General features: G+C 41.6%; 13 protein-coding genes. 8 read left to right on the top strand and 5 right to left on the bottom strand.

The features are described 5' to 3' along the window. Positions 1 to 91: 91 nt before the first annotated feature. Positions 92 to 2,236, bottom strand: a complete 2,145-nt coding sequence (pta, locus tag AC056_RS03585; RefSeq protein WP_077162769.1) for a phosphate acetyltransferase — start codon at positions 2,234 to 2,236, stop codon at positions 92 to 94. A gap of 35 nt (positions 2,237 to 2,271) precedes the next feature. Then, positions 2,272 to 3,474, bottom strand: a complete 1,203-nt coding sequence (locus AC056_RS03580; protein WP_077162768.1) for an acetate/propionate family kinase — start codon at positions 3,472 to 3,474, stop codon at positions 2,272 to 2,274. Positions 3,475 to 4,234: 760 nt separating this feature from the next. On the opposite strand from AC056_RS03580, the gene edd reads away from it, so the two are divergent. The 5 genes from edd to AC056_RS03550 all read left to right on the top strand — a co-directional run bounded on the left by edd (position 4,235) and on the right by AC056_RS03550 (position 10,585). After that, positions 4,235 to 6,088, top strand: coding sequence for a phosphogluconate dehydratase (gene edd / locus AC056_RS03570; RefSeq protein WP_077162767.1), 1,854 nt, complete (start codon positions 4,235 to 4,237; stop codon positions 6,086 to 6,088). Between the two features lie 20 nt (positions 6,089 to 6,108). Then, a complete protein-coding gene (gene eda, locus AC056_RS03565; RefSeq protein ID WP_077162766.1) occupies positions 6,109 to 6,738 on the top strand; it encodes a bifunctional 4-hydroxy-2-oxoglutarate aldolase/2-dehydro-3-deoxy-phosphogluconate aldolase in 630 nt (209 codons plus the stop codon). A 185-nt stretch (positions 6,739 to 6,923) separates the two neighbouring features. Continuing rightward, positions 6,924 to 8,282: a gluconate:H+ symporter gene (locus tag AC056_RS03560; protein WP_077162765.1), complete on the top strand. Its 1,359-nt coding sequence runs from the start codon at positions 6,924 to 6,926 to the stop codon at positions 8,280 to 8,282. Between the two features lie 17 nt (positions 8,283 to 8,299). Further along, on the top strand, positions 8,300 to 8,812 hold the full coding sequence (locus AC056_RS03555; RefSeq protein WP_019458072.1) for a gluconokinase: 513 nt from the start codon (positions 8,300 to 8,302) through the stop codon (positions 8,810 to 8,812). 144 nt (positions 8,813 to 8,956) lie between these two features. Next, a complete protein-coding gene (locus AC056_RS03550; RefSeq protein ID WP_077162764.1) occupies positions 8,957 to 10,585 on the top strand; it encodes an NADP-dependent glyceraldehyde-3-phosphate dehydrogenase in 1,629 nt (542 codons plus the stop codon). 103 nt (positions 10,586 to 10,688) lie between these two features. On the opposite strand, the gene AC056_RS03545 is transcribed toward AC056_RS03550, so the two are convergent. Continuing rightward, the gene (locus AC056_RS03545) at positions 10,689 to 11,954 is read right to left on the bottom strand and encodes a glutamate-5-semialdehyde dehydrogenase (protein ID WP_039250396.1); all 1,266 of its coding nucleotides are present in this window, start codon (positions 11,952 to 11,954) and stop codon (positions 10,689 to 10,691) included. Between the two features lie 299 nt (positions 11,955 to 12,253). Here AC056_RS03545 and AC056_RS03540 point away from each other — a divergent pair, with 299 nt between their 5' ends. Next, a complete protein-coding gene (locus AC056_RS03540; RefSeq protein WP_190977848.1) occupies positions 12,254 to 13,567 on the top strand; it encodes an alpha/beta fold hydrolase in 1,314 nt (437 codons plus the stop codon). 53 nt (positions 13,568 to 13,620) lie between these two features. On the opposite strand, the gene AC056_RS03535 is transcribed toward AC056_RS03540, so the two are convergent. Both AC056_RS03535 and nagZ read right to left on the bottom strand, forming a co-directional pair. Further along, on the bottom strand, positions 13,621 to 14,463 hold the full coding sequence (locus AC056_RS03535) for a class I SAM-dependent methyltransferase (RefSeq protein ID WP_077162763.1): 843 nt from the start codon (positions 14,461 to 14,463) through the stop codon (positions 13,621 to 13,623). 382 nt (positions 14,464 to 14,845) lie between these two features. Continuing rightward, a complete protein-coding gene (nagZ, locus tag AC056_RS03530) occupies positions 14,846 to 15,865 on the bottom strand; it encodes a beta-N-acetylhexosaminidase (protein ID WP_077162762.1) in 1,020 nt (339 codons plus the stop codon). A 192-nt stretch (positions 15,866 to 16,057) separates the two neighbouring features. On the opposite strand from nagZ, the gene AC056_RS03525 reads away from it, so the two are divergent. Together AC056_RS03525 and AC056_RS03520 are read left to right on the top strand one after the other, a co-directional pair. Beyond that, the gene (locus tag AC056_RS03525) at positions 16,058 to 18,241 is read left to right on the top strand and encodes a carboxy terminal-processing peptidase (RefSeq protein WP_077162761.1); all 2,184 of its coding nucleotides are present in this window, start codon (positions 16,058 to 16,060) and stop codon (positions 18,239 to 18,241) included. Between the two features lie 139 nt (positions 18,242 to 18,380). Next, positions 18,381 to 19,679 (top strand): glycosyltransferase family 4 protein, encoded by a 1,299-nt coding sequence (locus tag AC056_RS03520; protein ID WP_077162760.1) that lies wholly within the window; start codon positions 18,381 to 18,383, stop codon positions 19,677 to 19,679. The last annotated feature ends 17 nt before the right edge of the window (positions 19,680 to 19,696 follow it).

The raw sequence follows: 19,696 nt of genomic DNA, 5'->3' as shown, positions 1-19,696 counted from the left end.
TAACCAACAGCTAAGGTAGTTATTTGAGAGTAAAAAAGCCATTTGAGCGGACATCAAATGGCGAGAGGTAGAAAAGATTAAATGATATTAATTATTTGGCAGCAGCTTGTTGTTCAGCCTGAATTGCTGTTAATGCAATAGTAAAGACAATGTCATCTACTAAAGCACCACGAGACAAGTCATTGACTGGTTTGTTTAGGCCTTGCAGCATTGGTCCAACGCTGACCACATTTGCTGCACGTTGTACTGCTTTATAGGTCGTGTTACCTGTATTTAAGTCTGGGAAAATAAATACATTGGCACGGCCAGCTACGCGTGAGTCTGGTGCCTTTTGGCGTCCTACACTTTCAACAGAAGCTGCATCGTATTGGAGTGGGCCATCAATCAGTAAATCAGGGCGGCGTTGCTGTGCAATTTGAGTTGCTTGCTGTACTTTTTCAACATCCGCCCCTGTTCCAGAGGTTCCAGTCGAATAGCTAATCATGGCAATACGTGGGTCAATTCCAAACGCTTTTGCAGAGTCAGCAGACTGAATCGCGATTTCAGCAAGCTGGTCGGCTGTAGGGTCTGGGTTAATTGCACAATCACCGTAAACATAAACTTCATCTGGTAAAAGCATAAAGAATATGGACGAAACTAAAGAGTAAGACGGGGCGGTTTTAATGAGCTGAAAAGCAGGGCGCACGGTGTTCGCGGTTGTGTGAACTGCACCAGAAACCAAACCATCTACATGATCTAGCGCCAGCATCATGGTGCCAAGAACAACAGTGTCTTGTAATTGATCTTTGGCTTGTAACTCGTTGAGTTTACCTTTGCGGAGTTCAACCATTGGTGAAACATATTGGTTGCGAATGCTGTCCGGATCAATAATTTCTAAGTCAGCTGGTAGTTCAATCCCGCGTGCTTTTGCAACGTCTTGAACTGCATCTGGTTTTGCTAGCAAAATACAATGTGCAATACCACGAGCCTGACATATAGCAGCTGCTTCAATAGTACGTGGCTCATCGCCTTCTGGAAGCACAATTCGTTTTTTAGCTGCAATCGATTTTTGTACCAGCTCATGACGGAATGCTGAAGGGGAAAGACGAGGAGTTGCACCGTTATTACTGTGCTGTTTAAGCCATTCGACATCGATATGACTTGAAACAAAACGAGTCACTTGCTCGGCACGTTCAGTGTCATCGATTGGAATTTCATTACCAAAATCGGATAAGCGCTGTGCTGTTTCCAGTGTGTTTAAACGGGTATGTAAAATTGGTAAGCCTTGTTTGATAGCGCTTTGGCAAAACTCTAAAAGCTCAGGGGCAGGTGCTTCACGTTCGGTCAGTACCAAGCCTGCCAATGGAATACCGTTACTAGTTGCCAAGCTACCTGCAAGTAACACATCGGTACGTTCAGATGCGCTAATAATCAACTCGCCAGCAATGAATTTATTCAATTCATATTCAATGCTTGAGGCAATTAAACTTGAGTGCAAAATACGACGTGTTTTCGCTTCGCCTTGATGTACCCATTGACCATCAATCACGTTCGCGATGTCTAAAGTTCTAGGTACGCTTAGTGTATTACTAAATGGAACTAAACCAATAATTGGTAAATCGTTCGATCCAAAGTAGCGATTGTATTTTTGCAGTTCTGTCGTAAATTTTGCGATGTCTTCAGTTGGACGCAGCGATGGGTCGAATGCGACAGGAATCTGAGCTGTTTCTTCAGATAAGCCGCGTGTACGCATGAAGAGTACACCTGCTGTTCGGTTAGAAGTTGCACCACCAAATTGACGTAAGTGAGCTTCAACTTTCTCGGCTGTTTTACGTGGGTTTTGAATGTCAGCCGTGCTCACTAAAACTACTTCTGCATCGAGAGCTTGGGCAAGGCTAGCATTAAGCTCACTGGCAAAATGGTCTTGCCCATTTGGCAATAAGCCTTCGACAATAATGACATTATTGTCTGCTGCAATACTGCGATGAAGACTTACTGCTTCTTCAAGGAGTTCATCGACTTCACCTGACGCAATGCGTTGGGTTAACTTTTCATGAGAAATGGATTGAACAGTTTTACCTTGAAATAAATGACCAAATAGAGATGTAGTTCGGTCTAAAGTTTCTTGATCTACCTGAGAAAACGGTTTTAAAAAGCCTGCTTTAATCCCATTACAATCAAGTGCATAAATCATACCTAAGCAGGCAGAGGTTAAACCAACCCCTTCACCTGTAGGAATTAATAAAATTGTATTCATATAAACCTATAAATAACGTTCTTTGACTTCTGTAATTAAGCAAGGCTAATTTCAGGAGATGTATTTTGTGCAACGTCTACAACCTGACGAGTTTCTTTAGCAATACGGCCTTCTTCATCGGTTGGAATCACCCAAATTTGTGGTCCTGTACCGCTATCAATGCGGCCTTCTGTGCCACGTTTTAAGTTGTTGTTCTGGTCTTTATCGAGCTGTAAACCAAAGTGAGGTAAATAAGCTAAAGTCTTTTCACGAATGTAAGCTGAGTTCTCACCAATACCACCTGTGAAGATCAGGCCATCAATACTTGGCAAACCACAGCTTAATGCTGCAAGTGATTTGGCAAGGCGGTAACTAAATACTTCAATTGCAAGACGCGCATCTTCGTTGTCATTTTCAGAGGCTTCAATCACTGTACGCATATCGTTAGAGAGTTGTGATAAGCCAAGTAAGCCACTTTCGTTATTCAAAACTTTGTCTATTTTCGCTAAGTCCCAGCCAAGATTTTTTGCAAGGAAACTGTGTAAGCTTGGGTCGACATCCCCACTACGGGTTCCCATCACAACGCCTTCAAGCGGGGTAAGGCCCATAGAGGTATCAACACTTTGTCCATTCCATACTGCACAAGTCGAACTACCATTGCCCAAGTGTGCTGTTAACCAACCACCTTTTTGGAAATTACCAGCCAGTTCACTACCGCGGTCTGACACATAGGCATGGCTTGTCCCGTGGAAGCCATAGCGGCGAACGTTATGGTCTGTATATAAGAATTTAGGAATTGCATAACGGTATGCATGCGCAGGCATGGTTTGGTGGAATGCAGTGTCGAATACGGCAACTTGAGGTAATTCAGGAAATAGGCGCATTGTTGCTTCAATCCCGATTAAGTGGGCTGGGTTATGAAGCGGTGCAAGAGGGGTGGCTGCACGAATACGTTCTATAATTTCAGGAGTAAGTAATTCAGCTTTAGTGAGGCTTCCACCATGTACGACACGGTGACCGATTGCTTGAGGTTTATAGTTTGCAAGACGTGCAAGTAAAGTTTCTAAAGCTTTGGCGTGGTCAGCATAAGGAATTGAGAGCTCTAGTGGTTCTCCACCGACTGTAATTCCTTTAATACGAGCATCAGCCGCCCCTAAGTTTTCTGCTAAACCATAAATACGATCTTCACGACGGTCTGAAACCAGCGCGTATTTAATAGATGAAGAACCGCAATTAATAACTAATACTGATGTAGCCACGTTGAAATACCCAAGTCCTGATTTAAAAATAGTTTTCCTAACTTCCTGATCAAAAGGCATTAATTGCAACATGCATTGAGAGCAGGTTGTGATGTTTTAACATGTGTTGTTTTTCTGTCCAAGATAGACTTTAGCCCATTAGACTTAAGCACTATCGACCATCAAATTTTTTATAACTAATATTCGTCGAGTATAAAGCTTAACCACTGTATTTATTGTTTTTTTGTAGAAGAATTAAACAGTTTTTTGTATATATTTATGAAAAGTAAATTTTGAATCAATGTAATTTTCAACTATTTGGTATAAATTTTTTAAGAAAAAATAAGTGTTGTTATTTTAATCAAACTACAGGGGAGTATTACAAATAATATACGTAATTGAAATTAAGTTTTAATAGTTTATACATAGGATAAAAAGGATAAATTATAAACATTTTTAATATCAAAATAAGTATAAAAAAGTCAGTGCTCATCCATTTATAAAGATATTTTATTGCTTTGATATTATGAGAAATTTCTCATAGTTATTAATATTTAATTTACCCGTAAATATAGTCAAAAATAAAATCATTTCCTTGTTTAAAACTTAAACATTATTTGTCTTTAATGCTAAGGCCTAGAGTATTGCTCGGAGTTATAAGGACTTGCATGTCGCTTTTTGCCTTAATAATATTATTCATCCCTCTGCCAAATGATCGTTAAATATATCGTTTGGTCTATTTTGTTTTTCCGGCTTATCCGGTTGTACAGGAGCGTCCAGCATGGACTTGCCGAACCCAATATTGGCAAAAGTTACCGAGCGTGTAATCGCGCGTAGCCAAAAAACTCGTTCTGCATATTTACAACGCATTGAACATGCCCAAGGTAAATTTCCTGCTCGTGGAGCACTCTCATGTGCCAATCTCGCACATGGTTTTGCCAGCATGGAAGATAATGAAAAATTAATTATTAAAGTTGGCCGTGAACCAAATATTGGCATTGTGTCTTCGTACAATGAAATGCTTTCAGCACATGCCCCTTATAAAACCTTCCCAGACATTATAAAAACAGCTGCCCGTGAAAATGGTGGTGTTGCTCAGTTTGCTGGTGGTGTGCCGGCAATGTGTGATGGCATTACTCAAGGTAATGCCGGTATGGAATTGTCATTGTTTTCACGTGAAACAATTGCGATGAGTACAGCCATTGCACTTTCTCATAATATGTTCGATGCCGCATTGTGTCTCGGCGTATGCGATAAAATTGTGCCGGGCTTACTTATTGGTGCGTTACAGTTTGGCTATCTACCAACTATTTTTGTGCCTGCGGGTCCAATGAGTAGTGGTTTATCAAATGATGATAAAGCCAAAATTCGTCAACAATTTGCGACTGGTCAAGTGGGCCGTGATGCCTTACTTGAAGCTGAATCGGCTGCCTATCATGGTCAGGGCACATGTACCTTCTACGGTACTGCAAACAGTAACCAAATGCTGATGGAAGTCATGGGTTTACATTTGCCAAGCGCTGCATTTGTTCACCCTCACACGCCATTACGTGATGCGCTCACTGCCGAAGCGGCTAAGCGTGTACTTGACTTAACTGCTGAGCGTGGCAACTACACACCAATTGGTCATGTGATTGATGAAAAAGCCATTATCAATGGCATTGTGGCTTTACTCGCGACGGGTGGTTCAACCAATCACACATTGCATCTGATTGCGATTGCACGTGCGGCTGGCATCTTAATTGACTGGGATGACTTTGATGAGTTGTCTGCTGTTGTTCCATTGCTCGCAAAAATCTATCCAAATGGTAAGGCCGATGTAAACCATTTCCAAGCTGCGGGTGGGGTGGCATTCCTTATTCGTAACTTACTTGAAGCAGGTTTACTACATAACGATGTAACGACTGTTGCAGGTAAAGGTTTACAGCACTACACCAAAGAGCCGAAGTTGATTGACGGTAAGCTCACGTGGGTTGACGGTGTAGTTCAAAGCCTTGATGACAAAGTACTCCGTAGCATTGATGCGCCGTTTCAGCCAGATGGTGGCTTGCGTTTAATGCAGGGTCGCCTTGGCCGTGGCGTAATCAAGATTTCTGCTGTTGCGCCAGAGCATCGTAAAGTGAAAGCACCAGCAATCGTATTTGACTCTCAAGAAGCGGTACAAGCAGCGTTTGATCGTGGCGAATTACATCGAGACTTTATTGCGGTCGTTCGTTTCCAAGGTGCTCGTGCGAATGGTATGCCTGAGTTACATCGTTTGACGCCTGTGTTGGGTGTTTTACAAGATCAAGGTTTCCATGTTGCATTAGTCACTGACGGTCGTATGTCTGGTGCTTCAGGCAAAGTTCCTGCGGTGATTCATTTATCTCCAGAAGCCTTACTAAATGGGCCGATTGCTAAAGTCCAAACCGGAGATATGTTGGTTATTGATGCTGAGGCTGGTGTACTCGATATTGAGTTAGATGAACAAACTTGGCAATCACGCCCTGTTGCACAGCCAGAACATCAGGCAGAAAACGAAGTTGGTTTCGGCCGTGAATTATTTGGTGTATTCCGTGCAGCAGCAGCACCTGCTGAACATGGTGCATCTGTGTTTGGTTCACTTGTTGGTGAAGAGCCGCAAGCGCATATTTGAGACAAAGGAATTACAAAGTAATGAGCAAGATTGAAGATGTGGTCAAATTAGGCCCAGTAATTCCCGTGTTGGCTTTTGACTCCGCCGAACAAGGTGAACATGTATCACGTGCGTTGCATGCTGGTGGTGTAAAAGTACTGGAAATTACTTTACGTACTACTGCTGGTTTAGCTGCTATTGAGCGTGCAAGCCAGTTGGCAGATGACATTGTGGTGGGTGTGGGAACAATTACCAAGCCTGAGCATTGCGCCCAAGCTAAAAAAGCAGGCGCTAAGTTTGGTGTATCTCCTGGTTTAACCAAAGACTTACATTTGGCTGCGCAAGATGCTGGCTTACCTTTATTACCAGGAGTTATGACACCAAGTGATCTGATTCAGGCGATTGAGTTGGGCTATGACATTGTGAAATTTTTCCCAGCGCAGCAAGCAGGTGGAGTCGAGATGCTCAAAGCATTTTATGGTCCATTTCCAAACTTGCGTTTTTGCCCAACAGGTGGAATTACAGCAGAGTCAGCACCAGATTTCTTGAAGCAACCTAACGTAGTTTGTGTAGGTGGTTCATGGTTGACGCCTAAAGCTGCTGTTGCTGCACAAGACTGGGCTGAAATTACGCGTTTAGCTCAAATTGCGAGTCAGTTGAGAGCATTGTAAATGTAGTCAATATTTATAAAAAATGAAGTGCATTTTATGTGCTTTAAAGGCTGTATTGATGTGACCAGTTTGTGCTGGTCACACCTAAATATAAAAAATTAATGTCTTAACAGTAGGAATTACTGTGGTTGAAGACCTTTGTTTAGGCAGTGTGCCTAAATAATAATTCCAAGGAGAAATGTCCCATGGAGACGGTTCAGGGTGGCATGTTGCTGATCTACACTGTAATCGCGATTATTGCATTGGTTATTATGATCGCGAAGTTCAGAATTTATCCCTTTTTAGTTCTTATCATTGTTTCACTCGGTTTAGCTTTAGCTGTTGGCATGCCAATGGGCGATATTGTTAAGTCATATGAAGCTGGTACTGGTAAAACCTTGGGCCACCTTGCGATTGTAATCGCACTCGGAACGATGCTCGGCAAAATGATGGCCGAGTCGGGTGGTGCTGAACGAATAGCAATTACTTTAATTAAATGGTTTGGTGAGAAAAATATTCACTGGGCCATGATGTTTATTGCCCTTATTGTTGGTCTTCCCGTATTTTTCGAAGTCGGTTTTGTTCTACTTATTCCAATTGCATTTAACATTGCTAAACGGACAGGTAAATCTTTACTGGTTGTTGGCTTACCGATGGTTGCTGGTTTGTCGGTTGTGCATGGTTTAATTCCGCCACATCCAGCAGCTTTGCTGGCAGTGCAGGCCTATCATGCGGATATTGGTAAAACGATTGCTTACAGTTTAATCGTGGGTGTTCCAACAGCTATTGTAGCTGGGCCTTTGTATGCACTCTGGATTAATAAATATGTCAAATTGCCTGAAAATAACCCGTTAGCAAAGCAGTTCGTTGAAGCAGATACGAATAGGACACGTGAGCTACCAAGCTTTGGGATTACCTTATTTACGATTATGCTGCCTGTTGTACTCATGTTAATCGGAAGTTGGGCTGATCTATTCTTTGCACCAAAGACTTTCGCAAATGATCTACTACGTTTCATTGGTACTTCTGATATCGCATTGCTTATTGCCGTACTGGTCAGCTTTATTACCTTTGGTACGATGCAGGGCTTTAACCGTGAACAAATTGAAAAATTCTGTGGTGGGTGTTTAGCTTCTATTGCCGGGATTATGTTGATTGTAGGTGCTGGTGGTGGATTTGGTGGCATTTTGCGTGACACTGGTATTTCCGATGAGATTGTATCTACAGCCTTAAAGGCAAATTTGTCGCCGTTATTGTTGGGCTGGTTTGTTGCAGCATTGATTCGTTTGGCAACAGGTTCTGCAACGGTGGCTATGGCTACAGCATGTAGTATTGTTGCTCCAATTGCAGCCACGGCAGGTGTTGCTGTTAGACCGGAACTCTTAGTCCTTGCGACGGGTTCAGGTTCATTGGTGTTCTCACATGTAAATGACGCAGGATTTTGGCTAATCAAAGAATATTTTGGTATGACAGTAGGGCAGACACTCAAAACTTGGTCGGTATTAGAAACGATCATTTCGGTGTTGGGTTTATCTTTCACGCTACTGCTTAGCACTATTTTATAATTAAAGGTGAGTAATCCATGATTGTGATTGCAATGGGTGTCTGTGGAACAGGTAAAACCCTAATCGGTGAGTTGTTATCAGAGCGTTTGGCTTGTGAGTTCCTCGATGGCGATACGCTTCATTCGGCTGCAAATAAAAGCAAAATGAGCCAAGGTATTCCTTTAACTGACGAAGACCGTTTGCCGTGGTTACAAGCTATTCGTAAGGCAATTGAAGAAAAACAACAAGCAGGTGAAACGGCTGTATTTACTTGTTCTTCACTAAAACGAGTCTATCGCGATATTCTACGTGGTCATGACCAGAACATTAAGTTTGTATACTTAAAAGGTTCTTATGAGTTGTTGCAGCAACGACTTGCTGAGCGATCGGGTCATTTCTTTGATCCATCATTGTTACAAACTCAGCTAGATACATTAGAGGAGCCTGATGTGAATGAAGCAATTGCTATTGATATTGCGCTCACACCTGAACAAATCGTTATGCAAGTCATGCAGAAACTAGAGGTGACTGATAGTGTGTGTCGAGGGTAACCTCATTTAAAACACACATATTGATGACTCTATAGCCTGAGGCCCAAGCAAGGTGAATACCGGTAACGGTACTGGTATTCACACAAACTAGACCTGTTCATAACGGGCTAGGTTTACATTTATAAATAATTGGAGATAAGAATAATGAGCCATTCAAATAATTTACAACATAAATTTCCCTCAGTAGATAGTATTCCTGACAGCGTACGTCTGCCATCTCAGATTCATCAGCGTATCTCGTTAGTGGATGGTGAGTTGAAGTTATGGGCTGGTTCAACCAAGAAGACATTCTCTCCAATCTGGATTCAGCAACCTGACGGTAGCTTGCAGCAAGTTGAGCTTGGTAGTTATCCAGTCATGGGTGAGAAAGAAAGTGACGAAGCGTTAGAAGCGGCAGTACGCGCCTACAATAATGGTCGTGGTGAATGGCCAATGATGAAAGTGGGTGAGCGCATCGCTTGTATGCAAAATTTCATTCAGCGTATGGTGGAACAGAGAGACCTCATTGTTAAACTAATCATGTGGGAAATTGGTAAGAGCTTGGCGGACTCCGAGAAAGAGTTCGACCGTACTGTGACCTATATGCGTCAAACCATAGATGCCCTGAAAGATTTGGATAATGCCAACTCCCGCTTTGTGATTGCTGAAGGTACCATTGGTCAAATCCGTCGTACCCCACTGGGTGTGGTGTTATGTATGGGACCATATAACTACCCATTGAATGAAACCTTTGCGACTCTGATTCCAGCCATGTTGATGGGCAACACGATTATCTTCAAACCACCTCAATTTGGTACTTTATTGTTTGAACCGTTGTTGGAAGCATTCCGTGATTCATTTCCGAAAGGCGTGATCAATACCATTTATGCACCAGGTTCATTGGTAGTACCACATCTTTTGGCATCTGGAAAAATTAATGTATTGGCATTGATTGGTTCTAGTAAAGTGGCCGATCATTTGAAAAAACAACATCCAAAATCTCACCGTCTGCGTGCGATTCTAGGATTAGATGCAAAGAACGCAGCCATTATTTTGCCAGATGCTGATTTGGATTTGACGGTGAAAGAGTGCCTGTTGGGAGCATTGTCGTTTAATGGTCAACGTTGTACTGCGCTCAAAATGCTGATGGTACATCGGTCAATAGCTGACGAATTTGTTAAGCGCTTAACGGCTGAACTGGCTAAACTAAAAGTGGGTATGCCATGGGAAAAAGGTGTATTTATTACTCCATTGCCAGGTATTCACCGTACCACCTATATGACTGAAGTCATTGATGATGCCGTAGCGAAAGGAGCTAAAGTCGTTAATCCGGAAGGTGGTGAGTTCTGCAAAACCATGTTTTATCCAGCCGTAGTTTATCCGGTAACAGAGGGTATGAGACTGTATCGCGAAGAACAGTTTGGTCCAGTGGTACCAGTCTCTGTTTATGATGATATCGAAACTGTGCTGGAATATGTTACGACCTCTGATCATGGTCAGCAGGTGAGTATTTTTGGTAGCGACCCCGAGCAAATTGGTCATTTAGTCGATACACTTGTACATCAAGTTTGTCGTGTAAATATCAACTGTCAGTGTCAGCGTGGTCCAGATGTATTTCCATTCGGTGGCCGTAAAGATTCTGCCGAAGGTACGCTGTCTGTGCATGATGCGTTACGTGCATTCTCTATCCGCGCTATGATTGCTGCTAAACAGACCGATGATAGCAAAGGTATGCTGGCTTCTATGGTGTCTGAGCACTATTCTAAATTTGTGAATACCGACTTTATTTTCTAATGAATACACGATTAAAAAACCAGCCTTTGAGCTGGTTTTTTATTGGAGCTAACAAAATAAAACGCCTGAAATTGATCAGGCGTTTTTTGCAAGAATAGATTGATTATTGACGAATTTGACCGTCACCTAACACAATCCATTTTTGAGAAGTTAAGCCTTCTAAACCAACTGGACCACGTGCATGAATTTTATCTGTTGAGATACCAATTTCAGCACCTAAACCATATTCAAAACCATCAGCGAAACGAGTTGAAGCGTTAATCACGACTGAACTTGAATCCACACGAGCCAAGAACTGACGAGCCAAAGTATAGTTTTCAGTCACAATTGCATCGGTATGATGTGAACCATATTTGTTGATATGGTCAATTGCTTCATCAATACCACTAACCACTTTAACAGCAAGAATTGGTCCTAAATATTCGGTATACCAATCTTCTTCTGTCGCAGGTTTTACAGAGGCACCCAAAATACGACGTGTTTCTGGACAGCCGCGCAACTCAACTTGTTTTTCAGCATACAGTTCAGCAATACGTGGTAAGAAAACGTCTGCAATTTTTTCGTCAACAAGCAGTGTTTCCATCGCATTACAAACGCCGTAACGATGCGTTTTGGCATTCAATGTAATTGGTAATGCTTTTTGCAAGTCTGCTTGAGCTTCTACAAATACATGGCAGTTACCATCAAGATGCTTAATCACAGGAATACGAGCTTCATTGGTTACACGTTCAATTAGGCTTTTACCACCACGTGGAACAATAACGTCTACATATTCAGCCATGGTAATGAGGTGACCAACCGCTGCACGGTCAGAGGTTTCAATCACTTGTACTGAATGCTCAGGTAAACCAGCAACTTTTAAACCATGTTTAATCGCTTCTGCGATGGCTTTATTTGACTCAAGTGCTTCTGAACCACCACGTAAAATAATGGCATTGCCCGATTTAATTGCTAAAGATGCAGCTTCAAGTGTTACGTTTGGGCGTGATTCGTAAATCATACCTACTACGCCTAGAGGCACACGCATTTTTCCAATTTGAATACCTGTGGGGCGATATGCAAGATCCGTAATTTCCCCAATTGGATCGACAAGCGCGATCACATCTTTTAAACCTTGCAACATCCCTTTAAAGCGTGCGGGCGTAAGCTCAAGACGATCAAGTAAGGCACTATCAAGCTTGTTGTTACGGCCTTTTTCCATGTCGAGTTGATTCGCCGCCAAGATTGCTGCCTGATTATTTTCTAAAGCAGTATAAATAGCAGAGAGTGCATGATTTTTAAGCGAAGTTGAAGCACTTGTTAATACGCGTGAAGCTTCACGTGCTTGTTGCCCAACTTTTTGCATGTATTGTTCAATTGAATCTTGCATAGCAGTTTTTAATCATTTACCAATGACTAAGATAGTAGCAGTCAAATGCGGAACAATGAATGGCTTTTTTTCAAAAATGTGATCGCTATAAAGAAACAATTAAATATTTTGAAAACTATTAGCGGCTTAAACAAGATGAGCGGTCATTTCAGCGATTGCGTATATTTCAAACAATTGTTTAGAATGGACTTGTGCAATACAAACTAATACAAATTTTAAAGATTTGTGCATAAAAGATTACATGTTCAAGAAGGAACTCTTGCAGCATAAAAAAATTACAGCAAGGAGGAAGCAAGGATATGAATTCCATTATTCAAATGGATTCGGAGATAAACCAAGCTTATGCCGGTTTTGGGTTTTTCGATATCTACAATAGAGATAGTTTTAAACAGCCAGCTCGTACTACATGGATTGACGGCTGGAAAATTGAGTACATGGCGATTGCAGATCCAAAAACCATTCACAAAACACCCATCGTGATTGTTGGCGGCGCTTTTCAAAATTTTAACTCTTATAAATATTGTGTTGAGCAACTGTTTGAAAGTGGTCCTGTCATTCTAATTGACTTACCATCTATGGGTGCAAATCAACAAATTACCAATCGGGATACCGGAATTTCTGCTGGAACATTAGAACTACCTGATCTATCAGAAATGTTAGGTCGCTGGTTAGACATTGTTGGAATTCAAAAAGTTTCTGTAATGGGCATGTCGTTGGGTTCAGTTGTTGCTTCTTGTTTTGCCTATCATCGTCCAGATTTAATGGACCGTATGATTTTGATGGGTGTAATGCAAAAAACGCGTAAAAGCTGGCGAATGATTTTGGAAGAATCACTCAAACTTATGCAAGAAAACCGCATGGAAGAGTTCGGGCAAGCGGTCATTTTATATTTGGTCAATCATGCCAAGTTAGATAAAACACGCATGTCTCCGACAGCTAAAAAACTTTTTTTTAGGCAAATGGCTGAGTTCACGGGTACCGAGCGCGAACGTTATGACATTAACTGTAATCGTCTTCTACGGTTAACAAATGTGCCAATTCCAGAGTGTAAAACACTGGTTGCAGCGGGGCAGTATGACAGTTTTACTCTGCCTCATGAAAATGCGAACTTTGCTTTGCAATGTCCTGATATGGAGTTTGCACTCATTGCGAATGCTGATCATGTACCACAGCTCCAGCGTCGTAAAGAAACCATGAGTTTGTTTACTTCATTCTTAAAAGGTGAATCTATCCAAAATCTGGATGGCATTATTCCAATGACGCGCGAACAAATGCAAAGCATGGAGCGTCGTGGTGAAGAGCGGATTTCAGTCCTCCAACCTAAAACCAAATTGAGCCACCGTGAATGTAAAACAGAAGTGCCAGTAACGATTGCAGATGTCACTTTCTTTGGAATGTACTTAAAGTTAGATGATGTGACACAGCTCGACTTTGTAAATGAACACCCACGGGATCTGGCTCTGCATCTAGAAGATGAAGAAGGCCCTTTCTCGATTGAATGTTTAATCTTTGAAGCTACTGAACAAGGAATACGTGCTTTATTTAAACATGGCAGTTTTGAGCTTGCTGATCGTTTAAGTCGTTTTATTGCTCGCCAAAAGCTAGCCGCATAAATTTTAATTTTTCATAAAATGGAAGTCTCAAAATTATGAGACTTCCATTTTTTTTATTTTAATTGAGCATGAATAGTCCAGACTAAATCACCTAAATGCTCTTCATTGCTCTCTTTAGAAATTTCCCCAAAGAATATTTGTGGTTGCTCAATACTCACCTGACTAAATCCTGCATCTTCAAAAAATTTTTTCACCTCACGTGGCGTTTTAAAATGAAAACTAAATGAGCTGCGAGACATGAGTTTAAGTAATTTACTACTGTTCCAGATAATGCTTGCAAGTTTATTTTTAACAGGTTCAGGATAAAGGTCGGTTAAGTAATGGAACTTTTTAAAAGAAGTCCCATAGTGAGCAATTGACTGGATCAGTTGTTTTAATAAGTCTTTATCAAAATAGTTAATCAAACCTTCACTAATCACAACCAGTGGGCGGTTCGGGTCAAATACTTCAAATGCTTGAGCAAAGGCTTCGGTAAATAAATCGACTGATAAAATCTCAGGTGCATTTTTTTCAATTTGTTGTAACGCATTTTGTTTGGTTTGTGCCATATCGGGTAAATCAAGTTCTCGATATGTAATCGAAGGGTAATGCTGTCTAAACCACCAGCCACGTGGAGACAGGCCACATGCTATTTCTAGAACTTGTAAATCAGGACTTTCTTGAATGAGTTGTTCTAAGTGATGATCAAGCATGGTGTGGCGTTGTTTGAGTGTCGTGCGCATACTGCCACCGACATATTTCTCTGCCCAAGACTCTAATGGATGAACTAAATATGCCAGTGATTTGCCTTTACTCGTAGCAAGTGCTTCATGTGAGATCCCCATTTGATACCAGATATAACCAGTATAGTGGGCTGTAAAAGAGATGTGGCGGTGTTTTGAAAGGTGTTGTGTCATTCGTCCTGAACTCGATTTATTGTTTTTGTGTGATCTTCATTATTTGTAACAATGAAGAGATTTTAATGCATTGATGCCGAATAAACCTGCATGACGGAGTCCTGTCAATTAGGTTGACATTCTGGGATGAACTTTCAGTTGGAGTTACTTTTCTTTCGGGAAAAGTAACCAAAACCTGAGGTACGAAAAGCAAAGATTGATTATCTTTGCCGTACCGAAAAACGAAAGCTATGCTTGAGTAAAATACTACGCACTTCGTTTGCCTTGCGCAATGCGAAAGCGCTAACGCTTTTGCATTGCTCAGGTTGTGGATGACGTTGTCGAGTATCTAATTGTTGAGATAATCTTATGTCACAAAAAACTTATTAATTACTCAGCAAAGTTAAATCGAATTTTTAAACTCTTCAATGGCTGTTTTGACAGCTTGCCACTCGTCGCCAAGCGATAAAGTTTCAACAATCTGAATTTGTGGAATTTGGCCACGCATGCGTTCAAGTCGTTCTTGGTTTGGTAACTCTAATTTTGTAATACCTTCGAGTGCTGTACAGGCTGCACTGCGGTCATTACATACCAGCCCCATATCACAACCCGCTGCCAGAGCGGCCTGAATACGCGCATCTGCACCACCAGCGACGCAAGCAGCTTGCATGCTTAAGTCATCAGAGAAAAGTACGCCATTAAACTTCAAGCGATTACGAAGGACTTCTTGAATCCAGAAAGGTGAGAAACCTGCCGGATTTGGGTCAACCTTGTCGTAAATTACATGTGCAGGCATGAGCGCATCGAGCTCAGGCATAAGCTTAATAAAGCTTTGCATGTCATGGTTGTAAATTTCATCATAACTACGGCTATCAATTGCAGCTGCGACATGAGAGTCTGCTTTGACCGAACCGTGACCTGGAAAGTGTTTGCCGGTATTTGCCATTCCAGCTTTTTTCATACCGCGCATAAATGCGCCAGCAAGCGGAGCGATATCTTCAATATTTTTAGAGAATCCACGGTCACCAATCACATCGCTAATTGCATTAAGGTCTAAAACCGGTGCAAAACTAAAATCGATACCCACTGCCAATACTTCTGTTGCCATTAACCAGCCACACTGTTCAGCGAGTTCAAGAGCCTTTTGGGGTTGAGTAATATAGAGTTCGCCAAAGCGACCCATTGCTGGCAATAGAGTAAAGCCAGATTTTAAACGTTGAACTCGACCACCTTCTTGGTCGACAGCAATTAAAATATCTGGGCGAACTTGGCGCATATGGTCGGTTAAAGCACGGACTTGTTGTGGTGATTCAATATTTCGTGCAAATAAAATCATGCCACCGACTTGCGGAGCTTGTAATAGTTCAATATCTTCTTTAGTAAGTTCTGTGCCGGCAATGTCCAGCATCAACGCGCCAATCATATTGGTTCCATTTGAATTTTGATTGAAAAACAATAAGCGAATTTTGCAATGATTTGCTACATTTTGTCAGTACAGAATATGATAAAACTACACGGTATAAACAATTTAGTTGGTTAAGATGTTGAATCTGCTTAGTTCATATCGAAAACAGAGCGTGTAAGATACGAACACCCAAGGAAGTATTAAGAATTTATGAAACTTCAAACTATAGCTTGTGCAGTAGCAATCGCGACTGGCGGTTTATTCTTCTCTCATACGATGAACGAAGCAAGAGCAGCAACTAATACTGCTGCTGTTTCTCAATCGATCCAGCCAACGCAAGAGCAGGCCTTGGTGGCTCGTCAACTGGCAACTTTAGTTGATCGCCAACATTATTTAAATATGCGACTAGATGCGAATACATCTAATCGTATTCTCGATATGTACTTAGACAGTCTTGATCCAGACCACTCATTATTTTTAGACGCTGAAGTTCAAAATTATAAAAAACTCTATGGTTCAAATTTTGGTGCTTCATTAAAAGCGGGGAACTTAACTGGACCGTTTGCAATTCACCAGCAATATCGTGAACGCTTAAAACAATTTTACGAGTTCATGCTGGCTGAGTTAAAACAACCACAAAATTTAAAACAGCCAAATAGCTATATTGAAGTAGATCGCGAAAAAGCGCCGTATTTTAAAACAACGGCTGAGCAGCAAAATCACTGGCGTAAAATGCTGGTATCACAGTTAATCAATTTGACGATTAGCCGTGAAGAGGAACAAGCAAAACAAAAGGCGCTTAAAGAAAATCCGTCACTTGCTGATGGTCAAGACTTAAGAGGCCCAGAAGATTTAACACCAGCGCAGACTCTGACTAAACGTTATACACGTCAGCTTGAAAGAATTAGCCGTGTGAAAAGCGACGATGTTTTAGATAAAACATTAAATGCAATGTTGGCGACTTATGATCCACATAGTAACTATTATCCGCCAATTGATGCGATAGAACTGAACCGCCAAACGACCTTACAACTTGAAGGTATTGGGGTATCGATTCGTCCAGAACGCGGCAATGAAGATTACACCAAGATTGAAACCATTGTAGAAGGTGGTCCTGCAAGTAAGTCTGGTCAAGTGAAATCAGGAGATCGAATCGTTGGTGTCGCTCAAGAGGGCGGTAAAATGATCGATGTGGTTGGCTGGTCAAGTTCGGAAATTGTTGGACTTATTCGTGGTAAACGAGGCACTAAAGTAACGCTGAAACTTCTTGGTGCTGGTGCATCAATGAGTCAGGCACGTAATGTGACTTTAGTGCGTGATGTTATTCAAGAAGAAGATGCAGGTGTTCGTTCACGTACCGTTGAAGTAACACGCGATGGTAAAAAGCACCTACTAGGTGTGATTGAAATCCCATCGTTCTATTTTGACTATCGTTCACGTCGAGCTGGTCAGCAATATCGTTCAGTTTCTGAAGACACTGCAAATGCGTTTGAGGCATTAAAAGCGAAGAAAGTAGAAGGTATTATTATTGACTTGCGTAACGACCCGGGCGGTTCATTAGAAGAAGTTGCACGTATGCTTGGACAGGTGATTAAGTCAGGTCCAGTGGTACAAATTCGTGATGGCAACGGCAATGTAAGTGTATTTGAAGACAACGATGGCGGTCAGCAAATCTATACAGGTCCACTTGCTGTATTGGTGAACTTAGCATCAGCGTCTGCAAGTGAGATTTACTCTGCAGCAATTCAAGATTATGAGCGTGGCATTATCATTGGTAGTACAACCACAGGTAAAGGTACAGCTCAAGTTCAACTTGATACTTTGGCATACGGTCAAGCGACCTTAACTCAGCGTAAATTCTACCGTGTTACTGGTGGTAGTACGCAAAACAAAGGTGTAGTGCCAGATATTAAACTTGTCGACATCTATAACGAAGAGTTTGGTGAGCGTAAATCGAAGAATGCTTTGAAGTGGGATACGATCCCGACTGCACCATTTAAACGAGAAGGTTCTGTTCAACCGTATGTTGCGAAGTTGTCTCAACTTTCAGAACAGCGTGTAGCAGTTGACCCACAGTTTAAATATTTAAATAAACGTACGGCTATTGCGAAGGTTACGAGTGACCAAAAGCAAGTTGTACTTGATATTGATAAGCGCCGTGCTGAGCTTCTTGGTTTAGAAAAGCAAACTTTAGATGCTGAAAATGAACGTCGTGCAGCAACAGGTCAAAAACCTTTTGCAAACTGGGAAAGCTATCAAGCTTCATTAGATGCGTTAGCTGAATCTCGCGCGAAAATGAAAGCTAACCAACGTCCTGCGTTGCCAGAAGAAGAAACATTTGTGAATGAAGCAGCAAATGTACTTATGGATTATGCAAAATTGCAAAACCGTTAAGTTCTTTTGGCTCTTTTACGAAAAAGCACGCTGTTCTCAGCGTGCTTTTTTAATTTTTGATGTCAGTAAACTGTCATGCATTTATCATCAAAGTGTCAAGAAAGCTGCTTAATCTTTAAGCATGAAAATAAATACATTGATGGATGGCGCTATGCACGGCTCATTCGCGACAGCACTATTAAAACAACAGCAACTTCCTGAAAGCTTCCAATTCCATTTCAAACAAAAACAGCAGTGGTCTAATACTCAGGGATTGCATCAACTCCATGATTTAGTCCGTCCACGTTTAAAAATTGCGATTGTGACAGAGACATGGCCACCAGAGATTAATGGTGTAGCACTCTCGTTATTACAGTTATGTCAAGGTCTACAAAAACAAGGTCATAAAATTTTACTGGTTCGCCCAGAACAAAAAGCCAAGTGTCATGATTTTTTGCCAGAGCAAGAATGTCTGGTCATGTCACAAGCCATACCCAAATATCCAACTTTGCAATTTGGCTGGCCTCAATATTTAAAAGTTTCAAAAGCTTTTGAAAAGTTTGTGCCTGATGTTGTACACATTGTGACGGAAGGGCCTTTGGGCTTAACTGCCATGCAAGCTGCCAAGGCAAAAGATATTCCAGTTTCTAGTGGCTTCCATTCACCATTTCAAGATTTTAGTCGATTCTTTGATTTGGCTTTCTTGGTTAAGCCAATCCAAAAATACCTTTGCTGGTTTCATAACAATACTCAAGTGACCTGTGTGCCGAGTAAAGATACAGAGGAAGCCTTACGTGGTTTTGGTATTACCTGTCCACTTATTGTGGTTGGACGAGGGGTCGATACCACGCGCTTTTCACCAAAGCATCGTTCAGAAAGTTTACGTCAGCAATGGGGTGTCGATGCCGATACTCGTGTCATGCTGTATGTAGGGCGTTTATCACCAGAAAAAGAAGTGCAATTGATTGTTGAAAGTTATGCAGCCATGCAAAACATGTCGCAACATAAAACTAAACTGGTGGTAGTAGGAGATGGCCCAGATCTTGCTCGATTAAAAGCACTGCCAGAAGCGAGAAATGTAGTTTTTACCGGTAGTTTGCGTGGGCAAGAGTTGGCGGCTGCCTATGCAAGCGCAGATGTATTTGTGTTTGCGAGTCAAGTTGAAACGTTTGGTAACGTAGTTTTAGAGGCAATGGCAAGCGGTTTGCCAGTTATCGCGTATGATTATGCATGTGCACATCAATATTTAGTCCATAACGTAAGTGGCTGGTTAAGTCCACTTGGACAGAAAGACCATTTTATACAACAAATTTATCAACTCCCTCCAGTACAACAACTTAGAGAAATGGGCATACAAGCCTGTCGTAAAGTACAGCAAAGCGGTTGGCAACTTCCGGTACAGCAATTAGAACAGGCATTTTATCAGGTAGTGAAGGAATCCTCGGTGGACTTCACCTAAGTATCCTAAAATAGGAG

Source organism: Acinetobacter genomosp. 33YU (assembly GCF_001990725.1).
Lineage (GTDB): Bacteria > Pseudomonadota > Gammaproteobacteria > Pseudomonadales > Moraxellaceae > Acinetobacter > Acinetobacter seifertii.
This window is presented reverse-complemented; position numbering and strand designations above follow the sequence as displayed.